This is a genomic window from Streptomyces montanus, assembly GCF_005786655.1.
GTDB lineage: Bacteria > Actinomycetota > Actinomycetes > Streptomycetales > Streptomycetaceae > Streptomyces > Streptomyces sporangiiformans.
In genome coordinates, this window is sequence record NZ_VBZC01000049.1 from 45,349 (window position 1) to 62,175 (window position 16,827).

General features: G+C 70.2%; 14 protein-coding genes. 10 read left to right on the top strand and 4 right to left on the bottom strand.

The features are described 5' to 3' along the window. Positions 1-63: 63 nt before the first annotated feature. The 3 genes from FE633_RS34140 to FE633_RS34150 all read right to left on the bottom strand — a co-directional run bounded on the left by FE633_RS34140 (position 64) and on the right by FE633_RS34150 (position 2,975). Entirely contained in the window at positions 64-1,113 is a 1,050-nt protein-coding gene (locus FE633_RS34140) for an HTTM domain-containing protein (RefSeq protein ID WP_138049046.1), read from the bottom strand. Further along, positions 1,103-1,729: a DUF5819 family protein gene (locus FE633_RS34145; protein ID WP_246113964.1), complete on the bottom strand. Its 627-nt coding sequence runs from the start codon at positions 1,727-1,729 to the stop codon at positions 1,103-1,105. The genes FE633_RS34140 and FE633_RS34145 overlap by 11 nt, the downstream gene beginning before the upstream one ends. Positions 1,730-1,946: 217 nt before the next feature. After that, a complete protein-coding gene (locus FE633_RS34150; RefSeq protein WP_171060232.1) occupies positions 1,947-2,975 on the bottom strand; it encodes an ice-binding family protein in 1,029 nt (342 codons plus the stop codon). A 521-nt stretch (positions 2,976-3,496) separates the two neighbouring features. Between FE633_RS34150 and FE633_RS34155 the strand changes: the two genes are divergently transcribed. The 9 genes from FE633_RS34155 (at position 3,497) to FE633_RS34195 (ending at position 14,661) form a co-directional block, all read left to right on the top strand. After that, positions 3,497-4,156 carry a class F sortase gene (locus tag FE633_RS34155; protein ID WP_246113965.1) on the top strand — a complete coding sequence of 220 codons (660 nt, stop codon included), beginning with the start codon at positions 3,497-3,499 and terminating at the stop codon, positions 4,154-4,156. 209 nt (positions 4,157-4,365) lie between these two features. Next, positions 4,366-5,163, top strand: coding sequence for a TIGR03084 family metal-binding protein (locus FE633_RS34160; RefSeq protein ID WP_138049048.1), 798 nt, complete (start codon positions 4,366-4,368; stop codon positions 5,161-5,163). Then, the gene (locus tag FE633_RS34165) at positions 5,160-6,881 is read left to right on the top strand and encodes an acyclic terpene utilization AtuA family protein (RefSeq protein ID WP_171060233.1); all 1,722 of its coding nucleotides are present in this window, start codon (positions 5,160-5,162) and stop codon (positions 6,879-6,881) included. Before FE633_RS34160 ends, FE633_RS34165 begins: the two co-directional genes overlap by 4 nt. Continuing rightward, positions 6,878-8,476, top strand: a complete 1,599-nt coding sequence (locus tag FE633_RS34170; protein ID WP_138049050.1) for an acyl-CoA carboxylase subunit beta — start codon at positions 6,878-6,880, stop codon at positions 8,474-8,476. Before FE633_RS34165 ends, FE633_RS34170 begins: the two co-directional genes overlap by 4 nt. Before the next feature lie 9 nt (positions 8,477-8,485). Next, positions 8,486-10,366, top strand: a complete 1,881-nt coding sequence (locus FE633_RS34175) for an acetyl/propionyl/methylcrotonyl-CoA carboxylase subunit alpha (protein ID WP_138049070.1) — start codon at positions 8,486-8,488, stop codon at positions 10,364-10,366. A gap of 82 nt (positions 10,367-10,448) precedes the next feature. Further along, positions 10,449-11,609, top strand: a complete 1,161-nt coding sequence (locus FE633_RS34180; RefSeq protein WP_138049051.1) for an acyl-CoA dehydrogenase family protein — start codon at positions 10,449-10,451, stop codon at positions 11,607-11,609. A 120-nt stretch (positions 11,610-11,729) separates the two neighbouring features. Beyond that, positions 11,730-13,304 (top strand): 4-coumarate--CoA ligase family protein, encoded by a 1,575-nt coding sequence (locus FE633_RS34185; RefSeq protein ID WP_138049071.1) that lies wholly within the window; start codon positions 11,730-11,732, stop codon positions 13,302-13,304. Then, positions 13,301-14,035, top strand: a complete 735-nt coding sequence (locus tag FE633_RS34190) for an enoyl-CoA hydratase family protein (protein ID WP_138049052.1) — start codon at positions 13,301-13,303, stop codon at positions 14,033-14,035. Before FE633_RS34185 ends, FE633_RS34190 begins: the two co-directional genes overlap by 4 nt. After that, positions 14,023-14,661 (top strand): TetR/AcrR family transcriptional regulator, encoded by a 639-nt coding sequence (locus tag FE633_RS34195; RefSeq protein WP_138049053.1) that lies wholly within the window; start codon positions 14,023-14,025, stop codon positions 14,659-14,661. Before FE633_RS34190 ends, FE633_RS34195 begins: the two co-directional genes overlap by 13 nt. Positions 14,662-14,684: 23 nt before the next feature. Here FE633_RS34195 and pdxH read toward each other — a convergent pair whose 3' ends face one another. Then, on the bottom strand, positions 14,685-15,377 hold the full coding sequence (gene pdxH, locus FE633_RS34200; protein ID WP_138049072.1) for a pyridoxamine 5'-phosphate oxidase: 693 nt from the start codon (positions 15,375-15,377) through the stop codon (positions 14,685-14,687). A gap of 307 nt (positions 15,378-15,684) precedes the next feature. Here pdxH and FE633_RS34205 point away from each other — a divergent pair, with 307 nt between their 5' ends. Beyond that, positions 15,685-16,785, top strand: coding sequence for a citrate synthase 2 (locus FE633_RS34205; protein ID WP_119103085.1), 1,101 nt, complete (start codon positions 15,685-15,687; stop codon positions 16,783-16,785). The last annotated feature ends 42 nt before the right edge of the window (positions 16,786-16,827 follow it).

A 16,827-nucleotide genomic window follows, 5' to 3' on the forward strand; every position in this document is an offset into this window, starting at 1 on the left:
TGCCTTCGCTCACGGACTGAAGTACCGCCGACCAAGGCCGTGCCCTCCATGGCTGACGGCTCGTCAGCTTCCGTACCGGACAGCTCCGGTGTCGAGCGAGTCAGGAGTGGTCTGGGCAGGCAGGGGGACGAGCGGCCCGGGGGTGGTAGGGGGCCGGGCGGCGCGGGCGGCGCGGAGGAGGAGGCCGTCCGGCAAGAAGACGGCGTCGGCGATGATCATGGCGCCGGAGAAGACGGGCAGCCCCAGGAGGACGGCGATACCGAGGTGCATGCCGAGCAGGAGGGCCAAGGTGACGTACTTGAGCCTGCTGAACAGGGTGAAGGGGAAGGCCACCTGAACCAGTACGGTCAGGTAGCCGGCGACCGTGAGGAGAAGGGCGTGACCGTCGGCCAGTTGGGAGAGTTCGGGCCAGGGCCGGAACAGGTCGAGGTGCAGGACGTAGTGCAGCGCGGTGCCGTCGCGCCAGAGGTTGCCCTGCACCTTGTAGAGGCCGGCGGATCCGTAGAGGACGCAGACTTGGGCCGCGATGACGAACATGCCGCAGTTGTGGACGAGCGTGGCCAGTCGGCTGCGGACCAGTCCGGCCTGCTGCCGCCATCGGGGCACCCTCCCAGCTCCCGTCGCCGCGCATCGGAGCCGTGCCCGACGGGCGTCGAGGGACCAGCGGCGGCCGCACGCCGTGAGGGTGAGATAGAGGGCCATCAGCACAACGAGGTTGTCCCCGCCGTCCGTCATGAAGACGGCGCGGCCATGGAACGAGGTCACCATGACGGCGAACAGAACCGACACCGCCCTGGTGTGCCACCCCAGCGCGAACAGTGCGGACGTCACGAGAGCCATGGCGTAGCAGGCTTCGAACCAGATGCCGTTGTCCGAAAGTGTGAGAAGGCTGAACCCTCCCGTCTGGCCCAGGAGTTCGCGGGCGAGGTCGGGGGTCCATGGTGAGCCGGGGCCCCAGATCTCCTCACGGTGTGGGAACTCGCGCAGCAGGAAGCCGAGATAGAGCAACCCGTAGCCCATCCGCAGAACGGCTGCCGCGTGGAGCGAGACGGCCCGCCCGGTGAGGAAGGTGAACACCCTAATGACAGGGTCGGTCGCCTGGTCAGCGGTCATGGGATTCCACCTGCCACCACGGGAGATATCTGGCGTCGGAGCGCGCGCCGCCGGAGGACAGGTTGGCCGGCGTTGACGGCGCCGAGGGTGCGATCGGCGTGCTGACCACGCGCAACTGGACTGCTTCGAAGCTGTGTCGGGTGCGGGCGGCGAGGCGCTCGGCGGCGATGTTCGCCAGATACTTCTGGAGCATCCGGCCCCGTTCCGGGGTGGGCTGCTGGTCGTAGGCGGCCCACGCCCGGCGCAGCATGTTCTGTGCCGTGTGGCTGGGTAAGGGCGAATGCCGAACCGCGGCGTCGTCGACCGCTGTCAGGTCGAGCCACTCACCTACCTGCCGAGAGCCGTCGGGAGCCATCGCCGCCGTCCGGGCCGAGATCCTCAAGCGCACCGACTCCGGGTTCGGGGCGAAGAGCTGCCAGTTCTGCTCGAAGTAGGGATAGATCCAAGCGTCGATCTGCCTTTCGTACCGCTGGGAGACCGCGGTGGACGGTGCGACGTGCAGGAACACCAGGCAGACATGGGCGAGGGCCGCCAGGACGCAGACGCCGGTCGCGAAGGCGACCGTCAGCTCGGCCGACGGCGACAGGGACGGAGGTGCCGCTCCTGCGCCGCTCACCGGTTCCGTCTCTGGCGGAGGCGCGGTGACGAGACTTCCCGGCGGCCGTTCATTCTCCGAGCCTTCGTGGTCGGCGTTGCTCATCGTTTCCTTTTCACCAGCCGGCACCTCGCGCATCTTCCTGCCTTCGCTTCGGAGCGTGCTCGCACACCGCGATGTCCCCGCGTGAATTCACCCACGCGGGGACATGACCACAGGTGTGCGGTGGGGTCGTGGGTCAGGACGCGGTCAGTGCGCGTCGACGGACGACGAAGACGCCGGCGCCGATCAACGACAGCCCGATGAGGAGGACGCCGACGGTGATCTCGGTGGCGTTCAGTCCCCGCGCGGCGCCACCGGAGCCGGTACCCACGCCGCCGACCGGAGGGCGGTTACCGCCGGAGTCTCCACCAGCTGTCGTCCCGGCTGTGGTTCCGGACGTTGAACCGGCCGTCGTCCCAGATGTGGTTCCGGACGTGGACCCAGACGTTGAACCGGCCGTCGTCCCTGCGGTGGTCCCAGACGTTGAACCGGCGGTGGATCCGGACGTTGAACCAGCGCTGGTCCCAGACGTGGTTCCGGACGAAGTCCCCCCCGTCGAGCAGGTTTTCCGCGTGATGGTGTCGTCGTCCAGCGTGACCGCCCCGTTCCGCGCAAGCGCCCGGCCGTCAATAGTCACTCCTGTGGTGACCGTGATCGAGGTCAGCGCCAGGATGTTGCCCACGAAGGTGGAGCCGGTCCCGAGCGTGGCGGAGCTACCGATCTTCCAGAAGACGTTGCACGGCGCGGCTCCGTTGATCAGGCGCACCCGGCTGGCGGAAGCCGTCGTCAGCGTCGACCCGACCTGGAAAATCCAGACGGCGTTGGGGTCGCCCTCGGCGTCAAGCGTGAGAGTGCCGGTAAGGCCGATCGACGAGGAGGCTCTGTAGACGCCCGGCTTCAGTGTCCGCCCGCCGAGGTCATCGGAGACGCTGGCGTCATACGGCTGGCCGGCCGCGTTGTTGTACGCGGTGGTCAAGTCGGTCTTCGCCTGCTTCGCGAGGGCGTCGCCCCGGTGGATGGAGCCGTTCACCGTGCCCGGAGGAAAGCCGGTCACCGCTTTCCCCGGATGCACCCCGACATTCCCGGTGATGGTGCTGGATCCGGTATTCGTGACGGTCTCGCCGGCCAGGACGGCGAAGCTGTCCGCCGTGCCGAGTGGTACGGCAACGCCGATCGCCTGGGCGGGAGTCGGCAGCACCGCCATCCCCGCAGCGACAGCCAACATGAGGGTCCTGGAGACCCAAGAGGTAAATCTGCGCCGGTGCGGCGGCGCGGCAGAATGGTGCGAGTTCATCGAGGCGCCTAGCTCCTTGAAGGGGGTCCGATGGAATTTGATGCAATCGACCGATGCACTTCGAGCTCTCATCTCGCGGGCTGCACAAAGAGAATGAGAGAAGCGGAATTCGTAGACATAAGGTATGAAAAATCTCGCTGCCCGCCTTCATTGAGGCTGGCGCATACGGGTGATTCCAAGTTGGCCATCGGGCTCCAGTGGCCGCATTGGTGACACCCCGTCAGAGGAACCTGCCGACATCGACGCCCGGGATTGGTCAGCCGATACGCACAATCACTCGTTCGGTCCGGTTGTGATGGACGGGAGGACCGAAAGTCCGATGGCAGGATGAACGAATCTCTGACAACGGGTCCCCGCACCGACAGTCCGAGTTCGCCGTGGGCCTCTCTCTGTCCGCGGTTCCCCTTCGGGCGCCACGGTGAGCACAGCCGGAGCCAGAAGAGGAGGCGACAGTGCACGGATTCAGAAGACCAGGGTCAACAGTCATCGGCTCCGCCGTCCTGGTCCTGGCCATCGGTGTGTGGCTCGTCCAGGACGGCGTCAGGACGGAACTCCCACCCCGGCCGTCATCCGCGCAATCGTTCCCGGCGGCGGCGGCGCCGGCGGACGACGGCCGTCAACGGGCCACAAAGCCCTCGATCCCTGGTATGGGTGCTTCGCCCCCGATCCGGATCCGCATCCGCGCCATCCTGGTCGATGCGCCCGTCATCCCCCTCACGCTGGACGCGGAAGGCCACCTCGAGCCGCCCCCGCCGGACGACAACAACCTGGTCGGCTGGTACGAGGGGGGCGTTGCGCCGGGTCAGAACGGCACCGCTGTGATGGCTGGACACGTCGACAACAAACGAGGACTCTCCGTCTTCTACGGCCTGGGCAGCCTGCGCCCGGGAGCCGAGGTCGAGATCGAGCGGAAGGACCGCACCACCGCCGTCTTCTCCATCGACGCCGTCGAGGAGTACCCCAAAGACCGCTACCCGAGCGACAAGGTCTACGGGGAGACCAGCCGGCCGGAGCTTCGGCTGATCACCTGCGGGGGTCGTTTCTCCAAAGAGACCGGCTACCAGAGCAACGTGGTCGCGTACGCCCATCTGACGCGCGCCAAGTCGGCCTGATCAGTCCGACTCACCCTGCAGAACACGGTCCAGGCCGCGCCGCCGGCGAGGTACTTCGAGAACACCCAGCCCTTCTTGCCCTCAACGTGGCGGCCTGCCGTGTCCAGCGCCTTGATCAAGGCCAGAAATCAATGCAAGCACGCTTGCTTGTTTTCGTGGGCGCTGCCATGCTCCGGGGCACAACCGCCCTGCCCGGAGGGGAGCGCACCGTGTCCGATGCGACGTCCGTGCTCGACGATCTGCGTGAGGAGAGCGACGAACTCGACCGTGTGGTCAGCGAGTTGAGCGAGGAGCAGTGGGCGCACGCGACACCCGCGCCCGGCTGGAGCATCGCCCACCAGATCGCGCACCTCGCCTGGACGGACCGGGCCGCGCTGCTCGCCGTGACCGACCCGGAGGCCTTCGTGAAGGAGGCGGAGAAGGCGCTCGCGGCGCCGGACACCTTCGTCGACGAGGGAGCGGAGGCGGGCGCCGCCCTGCCGCCCGCGCGGCTGCTCGCACAGTGGCGCGCAGGACGTGAGGAGCTCCGGCGGGCGCTGCGCACAGCGCCCGCGCGGACGCGATTCCCCTGGTACGGGCTGCCCATGCCGGCCACCTCCCTGGCCACCGCGCGTCTCATGGAGACCTGGGCGCACGGCCGGGACGTGACCGACGCGTTGCGGGTGACGAAGCCGCCCACGGACCGGCTGCGGCATGTGGCGTGGATCGGGGTGCGGGCGCGGGACTTCGCGTTCGGGGTACGGGGGCTGGGCGCGCCGGAGGAGGAGTTCCGGGTGGAGCTCGCCGCGCCCTCGGGGGACGACGTATGGGCGTACGGGCCCGAGAACGCCGCCCAGCGCGTGACCGGGCCCGCGCTCGACTTCTGTCTCCTGGTCACCCGGCGGGCCCACCGCGCCGACCTCGCCGTACATGCCGAAGGACCGGACGCCGACCGGTGGCTGGACATCGCGCAGGCCTTCGCGGGGCCGCCGGGCGCCGGGCGCGAACCGAAGGGGGCCGCGGGGTGACCCTCCGCATAGGCAACGCGTCCGGCTTCTACGGCGACCGTTTCGACGCCCTGCGCGAGATGCTCACCGGCGGTCCCCTGGACGTCCTCACCGGGGACTACCTCGCCGAGTTGACCATGCTCATCCTGGGCCGCGACCGGCTGAGGGATCCGAAGAAGGGCTACGCGAAGACCTTCCTGGGGCAGCTGGAGGAGTGCCTCGGGCTCGCGCACGAGCGAGGCGTACGCATCGTCGCCAACGCCGGTGGCCTCAACCCCGCCGGACTCGCCGACGCCGTACGGGAATTGGCCGACCGCCTCGGCATCCCCGTGCGCGTCGCCCACGTCGAGGGCGACGATCTCACCGACCGATACCCCAACAGCCTTGCCGCGCACGCCTACCTCGGCGGTGCGGGCATCGCCACCTGTCTGCGCGAGGGCGCGGACGTCGTCGTCACCGGCCGCGTCACCGACGCCGCGCTGGTCACCGGGCCCGCCGCCGCGCACTTCGGCTGGCCGCCGGACGCCCATGACCGCCTGGCGGGTGCGGTCGTCGCCGGGCATGTGCTGGAGTGCGGCACGCAGGCCACGGGCGGCAACTACGCCTTCTTCACCGACCACGAGCCCCGGAAACTGCTCCGCCCCGGCTTCCCGCTCGCCGAGCTCCACGAGGACGGGTCGAGTGTCATCACCAAACACGACGGCACCGGCGGAGTCGTGGACATCGGTACGGTCACCGCCCAACTCCTGTACGAGACGGGCGGCGCCCGGTACGCGGGACCCGACGTCACCGCCCGGCTCGACTCGATCAGGCTCACCCAGGAGGGTCCCGACCGCGTCCGCATCGACGGCGTACGCGGTGAGGCCCCGCCGGTCACCCTCAAGGTCGGCCTCAACAGGCTCGGCGGCTTCCGCAACGAGGTCGTGTTCGTCCTCACCGGTCTCGACATCGAGGACAAGGCCGCACTCGTGCGGCAGCAGATGGAGGACGCACTCGCCAAGTCCCGTCCTGCCGACGTGCGTTGGGAACTCGCCCGCACCGACCGGCCCGACGCGGACACCGAGGAGACCGCGAGCGCGCTGCTCCGGCTCGTGGTGCGGGACGCCGATCAGGACACCGTGGGGCGCGCGCTCAGCGGGGCCGCCGTCGAGCTGGCGCTGGGCAGTTACCCGGGCTTCCACGTCACGGCTCCGCCCGGGAAGGGCAGCCCCTACGGGGTGTTCGATGTCGCCTACGTCGATCAAGACGCCGTCGAACACACGGCCGTCCTGCCCGACGGCACCCGCGTACCAGTCGATCCGCCGCCCCGTGGCCGTGCCCGCCGCGCCCGCGCCCTCGACGCCGCCGAACAGCCGACCCTGCCCGAGTCGTTGCCCGAGCCATTGCCCGAGTCGTTGCCCGACGGGCCGGTGCGGCGGGTGCCGCTCGGCCGCGTCGCCGGCGCCCGCAGCGGCGACAAGGGAGGAAACGCCAACATCGGCGTCTGGGTGCGCACGGACGACGCCTGGCGGTGGCTCGCGCACACCCTCACCGTCGACCGTTTCCGCGAACTCCTCCCGGAGACCGCCGACCTGACCGTCGTACGTCATGTACTGCCGAATCTGCGCGCCCTGAACTTCGTCGTGGCGGGCATCCTCGGAGAAGGCGTCGCCTCCCAGGCTCGCTTCGACCCGCAGGCCAAGGCCCTCGGCGAATGGCTGCGCGCCCGCCATCTGGACATCCCGGAGGTACTGCTATGACGGTCCTGGCGACCGCACTGGACACCAGGAGCCCCGACTACGCCGCACACCGCGCGGCCATGCTCGCCAAGCTCGACGAACTCGACACCGAGCACGCGAAGGCCCTCGCCGGCGGCGGCGACAAGTACGTCCAACGACACCGCGCGCGCGGCAAGTTGCTCGCCCGGGAGCGCATCGAGTTGCTCCTCGACCCCGACACGCCCTTCCTGGAGCTGTCTCCGCTCGCCGCCTGGGGGAGCGACTACACGGTGGGCGCGTCTCTCGTCACCGGTATCGGGGTCGTCGAGGGCGTCGAGTGCCTGATCACCGCGAACGACCCGACCGTGCGCGGCGGTGCCAGCAACCCCTGGAGCCTGAAAAAGGCGCTACGGGCGAACGACATCGCCCTCGCCAACCGCCTGCCGTGCATCAGCCTGGTCGAGTCGGGCGGGGCCGATCTGCCCTCCCAGAAGGAGATCTTCATCCCGGGCGGAGCCATCTTCCGGGACCTGACCCGGCTGTCCGCCGCCGGGATCCCCACCGTCGCCGTCGTCTTCGGCAACTCCACCGCCGGCGGCGCGTACATCCCCGGCATGTCCGACCACGTGATCATGGTCAAGGAGCGCGCCAAGGTGTTCCTCGGCGGGCCGCCCCTGGTGAAGATGGCCACCGGTGAGGAGAGCGACGACGAGTCGCTGGGCGGCGCCGAGATGCACGCGCGCGTGTCGGGTCTCGCGGACCACTTCGCGGTCGACGAGCAGGACGCGATCCGCCAGGCGCGCCGTGTGATCGCGCGCCTCAACCACCGCAAGGCGTACGCCGATCCGGGGCCGGCCGCTCCGCCGAAGTACGACGAGGACGAACTCCTGGGCATCGTGCCCGGCGATCTGAAGGTGCCCTTCGATCCGCGCGAGGTCATCGCCCGCATCGTCGACGCCTCGGACTTCGACGAGTTCAAGCCCCTCTACGGGACCAGCCTCACGACCGGGTGGGCCACCCTCCACGGCTACCCGGTCGGTGTGCTGGCCAACGCCCAAGGGGTGCTGTTCAGCGAGGAGTCCCAGAAGGCCGCCCAGTTCATCCAGTTGGCCAACCAGCGCGACATCCCGCTGCTGTTCCTGCACAACACCACCGGCTACATGGTCGGCAAGGAGTACGAACAGGGCGGCATCATCAAGCACGGCGCGATGATGATCAACGCGGTGTCCAATTCGACGGTCCCGCACCTGTCGGTGCTCATGGGGTCTTCGTACGGGGCCGGCCACTACGGCATGTGCGGGCGCGCGTACGACCCGCGTTTCCTGTTCGCCTGGCCCAGCGCCAAGTCGGCGGTCATGGGGCCGCAGCAGCTCGCCGGGGTCCTGTCGATCGTCGCCCGGCAGTCGGCCGCCGCCAAGGGGCAGCCGTACGACGAGGAGGGCGACGTGGCGCTGCGCGCCATGGTGGAGCAGCAGATCGAGTCGGAGTCCCTGCCGATGTTCCTGTCCGGGCGGCTGTACGACGACGGGGTCATCGACCCGCGCGACACCCGGACCGTCCTCGGCCTGTGCCTGTCCGCCCTCCACACGGCGCCCTACGAGGGCGCGCGCGGTGGCTTCGGCGTCTTCCGGATGTGAGGGAACGTGTTGATCACGAGTGTGCTCGTCGCCAACCGGGGCGAGATCGCCTGCCGGATCTTCCGCACATGCCAGGAGCGGGGCATCCGAACCGTCGCCGTGTACTCGGACGCCGATGAGAACGCCCTCCACGCGCGCGTGGCCGACGCGGCCGTACGCCTCCCGGGCGCGGCGCCCTCGGAGACGTATCTGCGCGGCGAACTGATCGTGAAGGCGGCGCTGAGCGCGGGCGCGGACGCCGTGCATCCCGGGTACGGCTTCCTCTCCGAGAACGCCGACTTCGCGCGGGCCGTCACCGAAGCCGGCCTGGTGTGGATCGGCCCGCAGCCCGAGGCGATCGAGGCGATGGCGTCCAAGACGCGGGCGAAGGAGCTGATGGGACTCGCCCCGTTGACCGAGGTCACGGAGGACGACCTTCCGGTGCTGGTGAAGGCCGCCGCGGGCGGGGGCGGGCGCGGCATGCGCGTCGTACGCCGACTCGCCGACCTGGACGCCGAGTTGGCGGCGGCGCGGGCCGAGGCCCTGAGCGCCTTCGGGGACGGCGAGGTCTTCGTCGAGCCCTATGTGGAGGGCGGCCGGCATGTCGAGGTGCAGATCCTGGCCGACGCGCACGGCACGGTGTGGCCGCTCGGCACCCGCGACTGCTCCCTGCAGCGCCGTCACCAGAAGGTGATCGAGGAGGCGCCGGCACCCGGACTGCCCCGGCAACTCACCGAAGAACTGCACGAGCTGGCCGTACGCGCCGCCCGTGCCGTCGACTACGTGGGCGCGGGCACGGTCGAGTTCCTGGTCGCGGACGACCCCGTGGCCGGGGCGAAGGCCCACTTCCTGGAGATGAACACCCGCCTCCAGGTCGAACACCCCGTCACGGAGGCGGTGTTCGGCATCGACCTCGTCGCCCTGCAGATCCGTGTCGCCGAAGGGGCCACCCTCGAAAACGACCCCCCACGCGAGCGGGGCCACGCCATCGAGGCCCGCCTGTACGCGGAGGACCCGGCGAACGACTGGACCCCGCAGACCGGCACCCTGCATCGCCTCACGGTCCCCGACGGCGTCCGCCTCGACACGGGATACACCGGCGGGGACACGATCGGCGTCCACTACGACCCGATGCTCGCCAAGGCCGTCGCGCACGCCCCCACGCGCGCGGAGGCGATCCGCAAGCTGGCCGGCGCCCTGGAGCGGGCGGCGGTGCATGGACCGGTCACCAACAGGAACCTCCTCGTACGCTCGCTCAGGCACCCGGAGTTCGCGACAGGCCGCATGGACACCGGGTTCTACGACCGGCACCTGGGCGACCTCACGACACCCGCTCCGGACCCGTACGCCCCCCTGGCGGCCGCGCTCGCGGACGCCCTCGGGCGTTCGCGGTTCGGAGGCTGGCGCAACCTGCCCTCGCAGCCACAGGTGAAGCGCTACCGCGACGAGACGGACGGCACCGACCACGAGGTCCGCTACCACCACACCCGTGACGGCCTGACCGCCGAAGGGGTGCGCGTCGTGCGGGCTGCCCCCGACCTGGTCGTGCTCGAAATCGACGGTGTGCGGCGGAAGTTCGAGGTCAGCCGGTACGGCGACCGGGTCCACGTCGGCACCACCACCCTCACAGCCCTGCCCCGATTCCCCGACCCGACGGCCGACCAGGCCCCCGGCTCACTCCTCGCGCCCATGCCCGGCACGGTGGTACGCGTCGCCGAGGGACTCACCGAGGGCGCCCACGTGGAGGCCGGACAGCCCCTCCTGTGGCTGGAGGCGATGAAGATGGAGCACAAGATCTCCGCGCCGGTGACGGGCACGCTGACGGCCCTGCACGCGGCCCCCGGCAAGCAGGTAGAGGTCGGCACCCTGCTGGCCGTCGTAGAAAGCAAGCGTGAGGACTCCGCCCCGTAAGGGGCGCGGGGAACTGCGCGACCAGCCACAACGAACCCGCACCCTCCAGACGGCAGCAGCCCCCTCCCCCCGAGGAGCCCCCATGACCACCGTCATCGAAACCGACGAGCACAAAGCTCTCCGCTCCGCCGTAGCCGCCCTCGGCAAACGCTACGGCCGCGACTACCTCACCACCGTCATCAAAGAAGGCCGCCACCCCGACGAACTCTGGGCGGAGGCAGCCAAGCTCGGCTACCTCGGCGTCAACCTGCCGGAGGCATACGGCGGTGGAGGCGGCGGCACAGCCGAACTCTCCATCGTCCTGGAAGAACTCGGCGCCGCAGGATGCCCCCTTCTGATGCTGGTGGTTTCACCGGCGATCTGCGGCACCGTCATCGCCCGCTTCGGCACCGAGGCCCAGAAGCGCGACTGGCTCCCCGGAATCGCCGAAGGCACCCGCACCATGGCCTTCGGCATCACCGAACCGGACGCGGGATCCAACAGCCACCGCATCACCACCACGGCCCGCAGGGACGGCACGGACTGGGTGCTCAGCGGCCGCAAGGTGTTCATCTCCGGAGTCGACATCGCCGACGCCACCCTCATCGTGGGCCGCACCCAGGACGCGAGGACCGGCCGGCTCAAGCCCTGCCTGTTCATCGTCCCGCGTGACGCCGACGGCTTCGAGTGGCGGCCGATCGACATGGAACTGCAGGGCGCGGAGAAGCAGTTCGAGCTGACCCTGGACGACATACGGCTGCCCGCCGACGCCCTCGTCGGCGACGAGGACGCCGGCCTGATCCAGCTCTTCGCGGGGCTCAACCCGGAGCGCGTGATGACGGCCGCGTTCGCGATCGGCATAGGGCGCTACGCGCTCTCCAGGGCGGTCGACTACGCCCGTGAGCGCACCGTGTGGAAGGAACCCATCGGCGCCCACCAGGCCGTCGCCCACCCCCTCGCGCAGGCGCACATCGAGCTCGAACTCGCCCGCCTGATGATGCAGAAGGCCGCCTTCCTGTACGACGCGGGGGACGACGCCGCCGCAGGGGAGGCCGCCAACATGGCCAAGTACGCGGCCGGCGAGGCCTGTGTGAAAGCCGTCGACCAGGCCGTGCACACCCTCGGCGGCAACGGCCTGACCAGCGAGTTCGGCCTGGCCTCGCTCATCACGGTGTCCCGGGTGGCCCGCATCGCCCCCGTCAGCCGGGAAATGATCCTCAACTTTGTCTCACACCAGACGCTAGGCCTGCCGAAGTCCTACTAGGCACCATCAAGGCACCGCACGCCTCTCGGCCCGGCTCCCGAGGCCGACCGGCTCCCGAGTCCGAACGGCTTCCGAAGCCGACAGGCTTCCGAGGCCGACTCCTGGAAAGGGCCCGCCATGGTGTTCCGCAGCGAGTACGCAGACGTCCCGGAGGTCGAAGAACCCATCCACGAGGCGGTCCTGGGCCGCGCCGCCGAGTGGGGCGACACACCGGCCCTCGTCGACGGCGAGGAGGGCACGACGCTCACCTACGCCCAACTGGACACGTTCCACCGGCGGATCGCCGCCGCGCTCGCCGAGGCGGGCGTCCGCAAGGGGGACGTGCTGGCCCTGCACAGCCCGAACACGATCGCCTTCCCGGTCGCGTTCTTCGCCGCCACGCGCGCGGGGGCGTCGGTCACCACCGTCCATCCGCTCGCCACGGCCGAGGAGTTCGCCAAACAGCTGCGGGACTGTGCCGCCCGCTGGATCGTCACCGTGTCGCCCCTCCTGGAGACGGCACGCGCGGCGGCCGAACTGGTGGGTGGCGTACGGGAGATCTTCGTCTGCGACCAGGCGGAAGGGCACCGCTCGCTGCTCGACATGCTGGGTTCCACGGCCCCCGAGCCCGACGTCGGCATCGATCCCGTGGAAGACGTCGCGGCGCTCCCGTACTCCTCCGGAACGACCGGTGTCCCCAAGGGAGTGATGCTCACCCACCGGTCCATCGCCACCAACCTCGCGCAACTCGCGCCCACCATGCCGATGGGCCCCGGCGACCGCATCCTCGCCGTGCTGCCCTTCTTCCACATCTACGGGCTGACGGCCCTCATGAACGCGCCCCTCAGGCAGGGGGCCACCGTCGTCGTCCTGCCCCGCTTCGACCTCCACGGCTTCCTGGGGGCCATCGAGAAACAGCGCATCACGGGCCTGTACGTGGCCCCGCCGATCGTGCTCGCCCTCGCCAAACACCCGGCCGTCGAGGGCTACGACCTGTCGTCCCTGAAGTACATCATCAGCGCGGCGGCACCCCTGGACGCCGAGCTGGCAGCCGCCTGTTCCCGCAGGCTGGGGCTGCCTCCCGTCGGCCAGGCCTACGGCATGACGGAACTCTCGCCGGGCACCCACGTCGTCCCCCTGGCCTGCGAGAACCCGCCCCCCGGAAGCGTCGGGAAACTCATCGCCGGCACGGAGATGCGCATCCTGTCCCTGGACGAACCCGGAAAGGACCTCGGCGTCGGCGAGAGGGGCGAGATCGCCATCCGCGGCCCGCAGGTCATGAAGGGCTACCTGGGACGCCCCGACGCCACCACCGCGATGATCGACGAGGACGGCTGGCTGCACACCGGAGACGTGGGCCATGTCGACGCCGACGGCTGGCTGTATGTCGTCGACCGCGTCAAGGAACTCATCAAGTACAAGGGCTTCCAGGTGGCCCCCGCCGAACTCGAAGCCCTCCTGCTCACCCACCCCGGTATCGCCGACGCCGCCGTCATCGGCGTCTACGACTCCGACAACAACGAAGTCCCGCACGCCTACGTGGTGCGCCAGCCGGCTGAGCCGTCCGCGAACGACCTCACCGAAGGAGACGTCATCGCCTACGTCGCCGAGCGCGTAGCCCCGTACAAGAAGATCCGGCACGTCGACTTCATCGAAGGGGTGCCCAGGGCGACCTCCGGGAAGATCCTGCGACGCGAACTGAGGGAGCGGGCATGACCCAGGTGCGGCGGTCGCACGAGCGCGGCATCACCACCCTCGCGCTCGACGCGCCCGAGCGGCGCAACGCCCTCTCCGCCGAACTCGCCGCCGAACTCGCGGACGCGCTCACCGAGTGCGGCAAGGACAGCGAGGTACGCGCGGTCGTCCTGACCCACACCGGCACCACCTTCTGCGCGGGCGCAGACCTGCGCGACCCGCCGCCCCCGGAGACGTTCGTCGCCCTCCTGCGACAGATCGTCGAACTGCCCAAACCCGTCGTCGCCCGCGTCACCGGCCATGTGCGCGCGGGCGGCCTCGGACTGCTCGGCGCCTGCGACATCGCGGCCGCCTCGCACGACGCGACGTTCGCCTTCACGGAAGTACGCATCGGCGTCGCGCCCGCCGTGATCTCGCTGCCCCTCCTGCCTCGTTTGGACCCGCGCGCCGTAGCCCGCTACTACCTCACCGGAGAGCGCCTCGACGCCGCCGAGGCCGCCCGGATCGGTCTCGTCACGGCGACGGGCCAGGACGCCGATGCCGTCCTCGCGCCCGTCCTCGACGGGCTGCGCCGGGCCTCCCCCCAAGGGCTGGCCGAGACTAAACGGCTGATCGCCACTAAGGTGCTGGACACCTTCGACCGGGACGCGGCCGCCCTGACCGCGCTTTCGGCCCAGCTGTTCTCCTCCGCACAGGCCCGCGAAGGGATGACGGCCTTCCTCGAACGACGGGATCCTCCATGGGTGTTGTGACCACCGTGAGCACCGAAGACGGGACCGAACGCGCCCCCAGGGTCCTCAAGGTCCCCAAGCAGGACCGCAGCAGGGCCACCCGGCAACGCCTCCTCGAAGCCGCCGTCGCCTGCCTCGCCGAGCACGGCTGGGCGGGCTCCACGGTCTCCGTCGTCGCCGAACACGCGGGCGTCTCACGCGGCGCCGCCCAGCACCACTTCCCGACCCGCGAAGACCTCTTCACGGCGGCGGTCGAATACGTCGCCGAACAACGCTCCACCGCCCTGCGCGACCTCTTCCCCGACGGCACCGCGGACCGCCGCGCCGTCGTTCGCGCCCTCGTCGACCTGTACACGGGCCCGCTGTTCCGCGCCGCCCTCCACCTCTGGGTCGCCGCCTCCAACGAGGACCAACTCAGGCCCCGGGTCACCGAGTTGGAGGCCCGCGTGGGACGCGAGACCCACCACATGGCCGTGGAACTGCTCGGCGCCGACGAATCCCGCCCGGGGGTTCGCGAAACCGTTCAGGGGCTGCTGGACATGGCCCGCGGACTGGGCCTGGCGAACCTGCTCACCGACGACGGGACGAGGCGGGAGCGCGTGGTCGCGCAGTGGGGGGAGATCCTGGAGGGCGTACTCACGGACTGAGCCGCCTCACGGACTCGGCCGCCTCACGGACTGAGCCGCTCCACCCGCCACCCTCCGGCCTCCTCCGCGACGTACCGCAGGCGGTCGTGCAGGCGGTTCTCCCGGCCCTGCCAGAACTCGACCGTCTGGGGGGTGACGCGGAAGCCGCCCCAGTTCGGCGGGACGGGGACCTGCTCGCCCTCGGGGTGGCGGGCGGCCAACTCGGCGTACGCGGCGTCGAGTTCGGCTCGTGAGCGGATCACCGAGGACTGGGCGCTGGCCCAGGCACCGAGCTGGGAGCCGTGCGGGCGGGTCCGGAAATACGCGGCCGTCTCGTCCCGCCCGGTACGCCGCGCGGTGCCGTTGACCACGATCTGGCGGGCCATCCCATGCCACGGGAAGAGCAGCGAGACATACGGGTTCGCCGCGAGGTCACACGCCTTGCGGGACTCGTAGTTGGTGAAGAAGACGAAACCGTGCTCGTCGTACTGCTTCAGCAGCACCGTGCGGGAACTCGGCCGGCCCTGGGCGTCCGCCGTGGAGACGACCATGGCGTTCGGCTCGTACACCGCGCCCTGCTCCGCGGCCTGCGCGGCCTGTATGAACCAGCGCGCGAACTGTTCCATGGGGTGGTCGGCCAGCTCGGTCTCGTCGAGTCCCTCGGCCCGGTAGTGCTTGCGCATGGTGGCGGGGTCGAGGATGGGGTCATGGTCGGTCACTCGGTCATCTTGCCGCATGCCGGCGGCGAGCCGGCGGGGCGTGGGCTTCATCACTGCATGGCACTGAGTGCCGCAACCCCTCCCCAAGGGTGGCACCAAGGGACTATCGTCCTGCTGCCGAAACGATGTGGGTGACGGCCTGCCGCACGGGGCATCACCGGGGTGACGTACGGACCGCGAGTCCAAGAGCGACCGTGGAACCGCACGTAGCCGAACGCGCATGACTGGCACATGAAAAACCCCAGCCCATACCGTCCGTACCCCCCATCCCCTACCCGCCACACCCCCCAACCCATCCGTCGCACGCATCACGAGGAGCCGCCTGATGTCCGACTTCGTACCCGGACTCGAGGGAGTCGTAGCTTTCGAGACGGAGATCGCCGAACCGGACAAGGAGGGCGGCGCCCTGCGGTACCGGGGCGTCGACATCGAGGACCTGGTCGGCCACGTCTCGTTCGGAAACGTCTGGGGGCTGCTCGTCGACGGCGCCTTCAACCCCGGACTGCCGCCCGCCGAACCGTTCCCCATCCCCGTCCACTCCGGTGACATCCGCGTGGACGTCCAGTCGGCCCTCGCGATGCTCGCCCCCGTCTGGGGCCTCAAACCGCTCCTCGACATCGACGAGCAGCAGGCCCGTGAGGACCTCGCCCGCGCCGCCGTCATGGCCCTCTCGTACGTCGCCCAGTCCGCACGCGGACAAGGCCTGCCGATGGTGCCCCAGCGCGAGATCGACAAGGCACAGTCCGTCGTCGAACGCTTCATGATCCGCTGGCGCGGAGAGCCGGACCCCAAGCACGTGGCGGCCGTGGACGCCTACTGGACGTCGGCGGCCGAGCACGGCATGAACGCCTCGACCTTCACGGCCCGCGTGATCGCCTCGACCGGCGCGGACGTGGCGGCGGCGCTCTCGGGAGCCGTGGGAGCGATGTCCGGCCCCCTCCACGGAGGCGCACCCTCCCGCGTCCTCGGCATGATCGAGGAGATCGAACGGACGGGTGACGCGGACGCCTACGTCCGCCAGGCCCTCGACAGGGGCGAACGCCTCATGGGCTTCGGCCACCGCGTCTACCGAGCCGAGGACCCCCGCGCCCGAGTCCTGCGCCGCACCGCCCGCGAGCTCGGCGCCCCCCGCTTCGAAATCGCCGAGGCCCTGGAAAAGGCCGCCCTCGCGGAACTCCACGCCCGGCGTCCCGACCGCGTCCTCGCCACCAACGTCGAGTTCTGGGCCGCCATCATCCTCGACTTCGCCGAGGTCCCCGCCCACATGTTCACGTCCATGTTCACCTGCGCCCGCACGGCCGGCTGGTCGGCCCACATCCTCGAACAGAAGCGCACGGGCCGCCTCGTACGCCCGTCGGCCCGCTACGTGGGCCCGGGCACCCGCGACCCGCACGAGATCGAGGGCTACGAGGACATCGCACGCTGAGCCCTCGGGCCCCGCAACGCAGACGACCCGCGAGCTCTGGTC